This is a genomic window from Streptomyces jeddahensis (assembly GCF_001642995.1).
GTDB lineage: Bacteria > Actinomycetota > Actinomycetes > Streptomycetales > Streptomycetaceae > Streptomyces > Streptomyces jeddahensis.
Genome location: NZ_LOHS01000199.1, coordinates 1 through 869 on the forward strand (window position 1 = coordinate 1; position 869 = coordinate 869).

The window sequence follows — 869 nt, forward strand, 5'->3', positions numbered from 1 at the left end:
GACCCCCTCTCCCCGACGGCCGACCCCCGCCGCGCCCACCCCTCCGGGCGGAGGCCCCCCTTCCCTGGCGGACACCGGGCCGGAGAACTATGTCCCGGCCCTCATGGCGACGGCCGCGGGCGCTGTCGCGGCAGGAGTCGCGGGGTTGCTGTGCCGACGACGCTGCACCGGCTGGAAGTAGTGGGTGAGCGTCCAGACGCCGATGCGGTCGCCGGCCTGACACCCGTCGATGTCCGCTGAGTGGAAGTGGATTCCGGCCCAGACGCGGGCGTCGATCATGTCCTCGTTGAGCCGGCCGGCGTCGTCGTAGTGCCGTGTCGTGCCCGTCGCCTCGGACGACAGGTTGAGGTCGAGGTGTGAGGTGCCCAGGATCCTGGTCACGGCGCCGGTGACCGCGGTGTGACCGCTGACGTAGTCGGGGATGCGGCGGGGTGACGAGCAGCGGCTGCCACTGCGGGTCGGCCTCGGTCGCGGGATTGCCGTCGGTGTCGGCCAGGTGGATGGCGGTGATCGGCCGCCAAAGGCCGTAGTGGAGCTTGGCGTCCCATGAGGTGATGACGGCGTCGGTCGCCGCCGCGTTCGCCGCGGCGAACAGCCGTGCTGTCTCGGCGATGCCCAGGTGGTGCCGGGCGGTGTAGTCCCGGAACGCCTCCTGGAGCGGCACCACCAGACTGCCCCCGAAGAACAGGGCGGTCTCGGTCTGTTGCGGAGTGCGCAGAGAGCCCGTCCTCGCCCCCATGGTCCTCGCCTCGTTCACGTCCTCGGCATAGCAGGCAGACGACAGGGCGGGCGGACCGTCGGGACGGAACTGCGAGGGTATGGAGCTGTTGCCGCTTGAGTGGGCTTGAGCGTGTTCTGGTGGGCGGGAG

General features: G+C 71.0%; 1 protein-coding gene. It reads right to left on the bottom strand.

What is annotated here, in order from left to right; all coding sequences use genetic code 11:
* Positions 1-87 precede the first annotated feature (87 nt).
* Positions 88-381, bottom strand: a complete 294-nt coding sequence (locus STSP_RS40670) for a phosphatase PAP2 family protein (protein WP_232789924.1) — start codon at positions 379-381, stop codon at positions 88-90.
* Positions 382-869: the final 488 nt, after the last annotated feature.